At 69.1% G+C, this 7775-nt stretch carries 8 protein-coding genes; all 8 read left to right on the top strand.

Features of this window, described 5'->3' with window-relative positions; genetic code table 11:
- The coding region (locus AC1D15_RS11960; RefSeq protein WP_477826140.1) for a hypothetical protein at positions 1-201 on the top strand (201 nt) is incomplete at its 5' end.
- Positions 201-1382 (top strand): glycosyltransferase family 4 protein, encoded by a 1182-nt coding sequence (locus AC1D15_RS11955; RefSeq protein WP_052211243.1) that lies wholly within the window; start codon positions 201-203, stop codon positions 1380-1382. The genes AC1D15_RS11960 and AC1D15_RS11955, both read left to right, overlap by 1 nt.
- A complete protein-coding gene (locus tag AC1D15_RS11950) occupies positions 1382-2518 on the top strand; it encodes a DUF1972 domain-containing protein (protein ID WP_477826139.1) in 1137 nt (378 codons plus the stop codon). The genes AC1D15_RS11955 and AC1D15_RS11950 overlap by 1 nt, the downstream gene beginning before the upstream one ends.
- A gap of 436 nt (positions 2519-2954) precedes the next feature.
- Positions 2955-3833: a 2OG-Fe(II) oxygenase gene (locus AC1D15_RS11945; protein ID WP_477826138.1), complete on the top strand. Its 879-nt coding sequence runs from the start codon at positions 2955-2957 to the stop codon at positions 3831-3833.
- 53 nt (positions 3834-3886) lie between these two features.
- A complete protein-coding gene (locus tag AC1D15_RS11940; protein ID WP_477826137.1) occupies positions 3887-5341 on the top strand; it encodes a mannose-1-phosphate guanylyltransferase/mannose-6-phosphate isomerase in 1455 nt (484 codons plus the stop codon).
- Between the two features lie 16 nt (positions 5342-5357).
- Positions 5358-6428 (top strand): dTDP-glucose 4,6-dehydratase, encoded by a 1071-nt coding sequence (rfbB, locus tag AC1D15_RS11935; RefSeq protein WP_477826136.1) that lies wholly within the window; start codon positions 5358-5360, stop codon positions 6426-6428.
- The gene (gene rfbD / locus AC1D15_RS11930; protein ID WP_477826135.1) at positions 6425-7321 is read left to right on the top strand and encodes a dTDP-4-dehydrorhamnose reductase; all 897 of its coding nucleotides are present in this window, start codon (positions 6425-6427) and stop codon (positions 7319-7321) included. Before rfbB ends, rfbD begins: the two co-directional genes overlap by 4 nt.
- A 22-nt stretch (positions 7322-7343) precedes the next feature.
- A partial coding sequence (locus AC1D15_RS11925) for a sugar nucleotidyltransferase (RefSeq protein ID WP_477826134.1) occupies positions 7344-7775 on the top strand: 432 nt, incomplete at its 3' end.

Below are 7775 nucleotides of genomic sequence, written 5' to 3'. Positions count from 1 at the left end.
GGCCTGTGGCGCGCGCTCGATGCGCTGGTGACGACGCCGGGCCGGCGCGCCGCGCAGGTCGCGAGCGCGCAGCAGCGGCTGCTGTCGCGCCGCTTCAGCTCCGAAGGCTTCGCGACGCGCCATGTCGAACTGAGCCGACGACTCGTCGGTGCGGGCCACGAGCCGGCGCCGGTTTCCACCACGTCCTTGCGCACACCCTGATGACGACGACACCGCCCCGCCGCCCCCGCCTCGGCGTGGACTTCCACACCTGGGACGGCATCTTCCAGGGCTCGCGCAGCCACATCCTCGGGCTGTACCGCGAGGCGATCCGGCTCGCGCCGGACATCGACTTCGTGTTCCTGCTCGACGGCACCGACAGCCTGCGCGACGCGCATGCCGAATTCGGTGCGCCGAACGTCGAACTGGTGCGCATGCCGCACCAGCGCGCGCCGATCCGTCTCGGGGTGCAACTGCCGTGGCTGCAGTGGAAGCACCGCATCGACCTGCTGCACATGCAGTACCGGCTGCCGTTCGTGCGCACCGGTGCGTGCGCGTGCACGATCCACGACCTGCTGTTCGAGACGCATCCGCAGTTCTTTCCGCGCGGCTTCGTGCTGCAGTCGAAGCTGACGTTCCGGCATGCGGCGCGGCGCGCGAAGCTGCTGTTCGCGGTGAGCCAGTTCTCGAAGGGCGAGATCGCGCGGCTGTACGGCGTGCCGGCCGACGACATCGCGATCACCTACAACGGCGTGGATCCGCAGCGTTTCAAGCCCGGGCCGGAGGGTGCCGACGCGGTGCGCGAGCTCGGGCTGGAGCCGGGCGGCTACCTGCTGACGGTGGGGCGCCTGGAGCCGCGCAAGAACCACGAGACGCTGATCCACGCGTATGCCGAGCTGGGGGCCGATGCGCCGCCGCTGGTGGTCGTCGGGCAGCGCGATTTCAGCTACGAGCAGATCGACCGGGCCGTCGTGGCGCACGGGTTGCAGCAGCGCGTGCGCTTCCTGTCGAAGGTGGGCGACCAGGCGCTTCCGGCGGTGATGCGGCATGCGATGGCATTCGCGTACCCGGCCTTCGCCGAGGGCTTCGGGATGCCGGTGGCCGAGGCGATGGCGAGCGGCGTGCCGGTGATCACGTCCAACACCACCTCGCTGCCCGAGGTGGGCGGCGCGGCGGCGCTGTATGCCGACCCGAATTCCAGCGCCGAGCTGGCCGCCGCGCTGCGGCAGGTGATCGGCGATGCCGGGCTGCGCGAGCGCATGCGCGAGCAGGGCCTGGCGCAGGTGCGCAAGTTCGACTGGCAGCAATCCGCGCAGGTGCTGGTGCATGGCGTGCGCAGCTTCTTCGCACCGCGGTTCGAGAACCTCGGCGCGCTCAATCCCACCTCCACACCCGACCGATGATGACCAAGACCCTCCGCATCCTCGGCACGCGCGGCGTGCCGGCCGCCCACGGCGGTTTCGAGACCTTTGCCGAGCACCTGGCGCTGTACCTGGTGGAGCGCGGCTGGCGCGTGATCGTGTACTGCCAGGAGGACGGCACCGGCCCGGTGTTCGAGGACAGCTGGCGCGGCGTCGAGCGGGTGCGCATGCCGGTGGATGCACCGGGGCCGAAGGGCACGATCGCGTTCGACTGGCAGGCCACGCGCCATGCCGCGAAGCACCGCGACCTGTGCCTGACGCTCGGCTACAACACGGCGGTGTTCTGTGCGCTGCTGCGGCTGAAGGGGGTGCCGAACCTGATCAACATGGACGGCATCGAGTGGTCGCGCGCGAAGTGGGGCGGTGTCGCGAAGACCTGGTTCTGGATGAACGACTGGGCCGGTTGCTGGCTGGGCAACCACCTGGTCGCCGACCACCCGGAGATCAAGCATCACCTGGGCACGCGCGTGAACGCGAACAAGGTGACGACGATCGCCTACGGGGCCGACCCGCTGCGCGACATGCCGACCGGCCCGGTGCACGGCCTGGGGCTGGAACCGGGCCGCTACCTGACGCTGGTAGCCCGACCCGAGCCCGAGAACTCGATCCTGGAAGTGGTGCAGGGCTTCTCGCGCGCGCCGCGCGGCGTGACGCTGACGGTGCTGGGCAACTACTCGCCGGACAACGCGTACCACCGTGCGGTGAAGGAAGCGGCGAGCGCCGAGGTGAAGTTCGTCGGTGCGATCTACGACAAGCCGACGGTGCAATCGTTGCGTTTCCACAGCATGGCCTACGTGCACGGCCACCAGGTGGGCGGCACCAACCCGTCGCTGGTGGAGGCGCTGGGGGCGGGCAATGCCGTGATCGCGCACGACAACCGATTCAACCGCTGGGTGGCCGGCCCGCAGGCGGGTTATTTCAGCGGCGCGGACGGATTCGCGACGGCGCTGGAAGCGGTGCTGAAGGATCCGGCACGACTGGCCACGATGCAGCAAGCCAGCCGCAGCCGCTTCGAAGAATGCTTCACCTGGAACCACATCCTGGCCCAGTACGAGCAATTGCTTCTGCAATGGTTGCCCGCAACGTCCGATGCCGGCATTCGAGAGCGTGCCTCCTGAGATGCAGTGCCCGCCCGCTTGTCGGTCACTTCAGTCTTTTCCCCTCCACCAGAGCGGCTGGTGCTTCGCGGCGGGTGGGGCCCTGCGCTGGGGGCGATTTCTGAGGCGACGAAGAAGCTTGGTTTCGGGGGTGGCGCGCGYCAGCGCGCTTCGTAGACATACTCATCGGCTGTGTTTGACCACARCGAACGAAGTGAGCGGAGGGAGTTTGCCGATGCACCCCCGAAGCCGAGCTTCTTCGTGGAGTCGGCGCCCCCGGGGCGCCGACCGCCTCGGCATGAGCCCCCAGCGCAGGGCCCCACCCGCCGCGACACGCAGAAACAGAAGCGACAACCCCCTCACACGAACGCATCGCCCATTCAGGGGGGAGACCCCTCCCACCGGCCCTGCCCTTGCTTACGATCTCTTGTTGCCCCCGGCGCAAGAGAGCGAAGCCATGATGTCCCTGCCTGTCGAGGTCGAAGTTGCGAAGGCACTCATCGACGATTCCGCGTTCGTCACCATCCGCGGCGTGCGGCTGTCGCTCGATGAACTGATCGAGCCGCGCTTGGCCGACATCGCCTACCTCGATGAATTGCGATCGCGCATGCAGTCGGCCTCGCCCTACCCCCACCTCGTCGTGCAGGACTGGTTCAACCCTCGCCTGCTCGAGCTGGTTCATGAAGAATTCGACGTGCTCCCCCGCGACCACTGGAGCACCCAGACCAACGCCTATGCCCGCGTCGAGCGCTCGCGCGTCGGCGCCCGCATGGGGCCGGCCAGCCAGCTGTATTTCTGGACGCTCGGCTCCAGCTTCTTCCTGCATGCGCTCTCGCACATCAGCGGCGTGCCCGACCTCGTCAACGATGCCCACCTGTTCGGCGGCGGCCTGCACGAGACGCTGTCCGGCGGCTCGTTCGGCATCCATGCCGATTTCGACCGCCACCCGCGCACCGCCCTCCACAACGAGATGGTGTTCATCACCTACCTCAACAAGAACTGGCAGCCGCCGTGGCACGGCGCGCTCGAGCTGTGGGACGCCGACCGCAAGCAATGCGTCGGCACCGTCGAACCCGAGTTCGGCCGCTCGATCCTGATGAGCCACGGCCGCACCCACTACCACGGCCATTCGCAGCCGCTCGCGGTGCCGGAAGGCGTCACGCGGCGCTCCATCGCGGCCTACTACTACGCCAACCGCTTCGCCCGTGAAGACCGCCGCGAAGCCATGCTGTCCACCTACCTGTTCGCGAGCCGCAGCGACCGCAGCAAACAGTTTCTGAAGCAGATCCTGCCGCCGATCGTCATCTCGGCGATCAAGCGGCTGACGCGCCGATAATCCCTACCCCCACGTCAACGAACAACAACGAGCCCAGGAAGAAAGAAGCCGCCATGTCCACGCCCTCCACCCCGCCGACCCCGCTGTCCGTCCTCCCCGTCATCATGGCCGGTGGCAGCGGCACGCGGCTGTGGCCGCTGTCGCGCGCCGGCTTCCCGAAGCAGTTCCTCGTGCTGTCGGGCAACCAGAGCCTGTTCCAGCAGGCGGTGCAACGCGTCGAAAGCCTCGGCGCCGCCGACATCGCGGTGCAGGCGCCGCTCATCGTCGGCAACGAGGAGCACCGCTTCCTCGTGCTCGACCAGCTGCGCGAGTTGCGCACCGATCCCGCCGCCGTCGTGCTCGAGCCGCAAGGCCGCAACACCGCGCCCGCGATGACGCTCGCCGCACTTGCCGGCATCGAGAACGGGCAGGACCCGATCCTCGTCGTGACCGCCGCCGACCACGTCGTCACCAAGCCCGCGGCCTTCACCGCGGCGCTGCAGCGGGCCGTGCGCGCCGCCGCCGACGGCGCCATCGTCGTCCTCGGCATCACGCCCGACCGCCCCGAGACCGGCTACGGCTACATCCGCAGCACGCCCGACGGCAAGGTCGCGCAGTTCGTCGAGAAGCCCGACCTGGCCACCGCCGAGCACTACCTGCGCGAAGGCCAGTACCTGTGGAACAGCGGCATGTTCGTGCTGAAGGCCTCGKTGTGGCTGGCCGCGCTGGAGCACTTCCGCCCCGACATCGCCGCCGCCACCCGCGCCTCGTGGGCCGCGCGCAGCAGCGATGCGAAGTTCGTGCGCCCCGGCAAGGCCGAGTTCGCCGCGGTGCCGTCCGAATCGGTCGACTACGCGGTGATGGAACGCTGCCCCGGCAGCCCCTTCGACATCCGCATGGTCGCGCTGGACGCCGGCTGGAACGACCTGGGCGCCTGGGACGCGGTCTGGCAGGTGGCCGACAAGGACGGCCGCGGCAACGCGAGCGTCGGCGACGTGTTGCTGCAGGACAGCGACAACACGCTGGTGCATGCCACCAGCCGGCTGGTCAGCGTGATCGGCCTGAGCGACGTGGTCGTCGTCGAGACGCCCGATGCGGTGATGGTCAGCGACCGCGCCCGCAGCCAGGAGGTCAAGAAGATCGTCGGCGAGCTCGGCGCGCGCGGCCGCGGCGAGCACAACCTGCACCGCAAGGTGCATCGCCCCTGGGGCTGGTACGACAGCATCGACTCCGGCGCGCGCTTCCAGGTCAAGCGCATCCTGGTCAACCCGGGCGCCTCGCTGAGCCTGCAGATGCACCACCACCGCGCCGAACACTGGATCGTCGTCTGCGGCACCGCCGAGATCACCAACGGCGACAAGGTGATGATCCTCACCGAGAACCAGAGCACCTACATTCCCCTCGGCCAGACGCACCGGCTCGCGAACCCCGGCAAGGTGCCGCTGGAAATCATCGAAGTCCAATCGGGCTCGTACCTCGGCGAGGACGACATCGTCCGCTTCGAGGACACCTACGGGCGAACCAAGTAAAGACAGGGATCCTTTCATGACCATCCTCGTGACCGGCGGTGCCGGCTTCATCGGCAGCAACTTCGTGCTGGACTGGCTGGCGCAGAGCGACGAGACCGTCGTCAACCTCGACGCGCTGACCTATGCCGGCAACCTCGAGAACCTCGCGTCGCTGAACGGCAACCCTCGCCATGTGTTCGTGAAGGGCGACATCTGCGACCGCGCGCTGGTCGACGCGACGCTCGCGCAGCACCGGCCGCGGGCGATCGTGCACTTCGCCGCCGAGAGCCACGTCGACCGCAGCATCCACGGCCCCGGCGCGTTCATGCGCACCAACATCGACGGCACCTTCACGCTGCTCGAAGCCGCGCGCGGCCTGTGGAGCACGCTCGAGGACGAGGCGAAGGCGGCGTTCCGCTTCCACCACGTCAGCACCGACGAGGTCTACGGCTCGCTGTCGCCGACCGACCCGGCCTTCGCCGAGACCAAGGGCTTCGAGCCGAACAGCCCCTACTCGGCCAGCAAGGCGGCCAGCGACCACTTGGTGCGCGCGTGGCACCACACGTACGGCCTACCGGTCGTCACCACGAACTGCAGCAACAACTACGGGCCGTACCACTTCCCCGAGAAGCTGATCCCGCTGATGATCGTCAACGCGCTGGCGGGCAAGGCACTGCCGATCTACGGCGACGGCCAGAACGTGCGCGACTGGCTGTACGTGCGCGACCACGCGAGCGCGATCCGCGCGGTGCTGGCGGGCGGGCGCGTCGGCGAGACCTACAACATCGGCGGCTGGAACGAGAAGACCAACCTGGAGATCGTCCACACGATCTGCGCGCTGCTCGACGAGTTGAAGCCCGATGCGGCCGGCTCGTACAAGCGCCTGATCACCTACGTGAAGGACCGCCCGGGCCACGACCGCCGCTACGCGATCGATGCGCGCAAGGTCGAGCGCGAGCTCGGCTGGCGCCCGGCCGAGACCTTCGACACCGGCATCCGCAAGACGGTGCAGTGGTACCTCGACAACGCCGGCTGGGTCGCCAACGTGCAGAGCGGCGGCTACCGCGACTGGGTCGCGAAGAACTACGGCGAGGCGGCGGCCGCATGAAGATCCTGTTGCTCGGCAAAGGCGGCCAGGTCGGCTGGGAGTTGCAGCGCGCCCTGGCGCCGCTCGGCGAGCTGACCGCGCTCGATTTCGACACGCCGGGTGCGCTGAAGGCCGACTTCTCGAGGCCCGACACGCTGGCCGCGACGGTGCGTGCGGTGAACCCGGACGTGATCGTCAATGCCGCGGCGCACACCGCGGTCGACAAGGCCGAGGGCGAGCCGGCGCTGGCACGCGCGATCAACGCGACCGGCCCCGGCGTGCTGGCGCGCGAGGCGGCGGCGCTCGGCGCCTGGCTGGTGCACTACAGCACCGACTACGTGTTCGACGGCAGCGGCCACGCGCCGCGCCGCGAAGACGCACCGACCGGCCCGCTCAGCGTCTACGGCCAGACCAAGCTCGAGGCCGAGGAGCTGATCCGCGGCAGCGGCTGCAAGCACCTGATCCTGCGCACCAGCTGGGTCTACGCCGCGCGCGGCGGCAACTTCGCGCGCACGATGCTGCGGCTGGCCGGCGAGCGCGACAAGCTGACGGTGATCGACGACCAGATCGGCGCGCCGACCGGTGCCGACCTGCTGGCCGACGTCAGCGTGCACGCGCTGCGCGCCGCGATGGCCGACGCGAAGCTCGCCGGCACGTACCACGCGGTGGCCGCCGGCGAAACCAGCTGGCACGGCTATGCGCGCTTCGTCATCGAATGGGCGCGTGCGCGCGGCCACGCGATCAAGGTGGCGCCCGAGGCGATCGAGCCGGTGCCGACCACCGCGTTCCCGACGCCGGCGAAGCGCCCGCTGAATTCGCGGCTGTCGTGCGACAAGCTGAACCAGGCCTTCGGGCTGCGCATGCCGGCGTGGCAGGCCGGCGTCGAACGCATGCTCACTGAAGTGCTGGGCTGACAACACTCGTTTGGGAGAACATATGAACCGCAAAGGCATCATCCTCGCCGGGGGCTCCGGTACCCGGCTGCACCCGGCGACGCTCGCGCTGAGCAAGCAGCTGATCCCGGTGTACGACAAGCCGATGATCTATTACCCGCTCAGCGCGCTGCTGCTGGCCGGCATCCGCGAGATCCTGATCATCAGCACGCCGCAGGACACGCCGCGCTTCCAGCAGCTGCTGGGCGACGGCCGGCAGTGGGGTCTCGACCTGACCTACGCGGTGCAGCCGAGCCCGGACGGCCTCGCGCAGGCCTTCCTGATCGGTGAGCAGTTCCTGGCCGGCGCGCCGAGCGCGCTGGTGCTGGGCGACAACATCTTCTACGGCCATGACCTGGGCACCCGGCTGACGGACGCGGCCACGCGCACCAGCGGCGCGACGGTGTTCGCCTACCCGGTGACGGATCCGGAGCGC

It is taken from the genome of Rhizobacter sp. P2_H2 (assembly GCF_056403375.1).
This window is presented reverse-complemented; position numbering and strand designations above follow the sequence as displayed.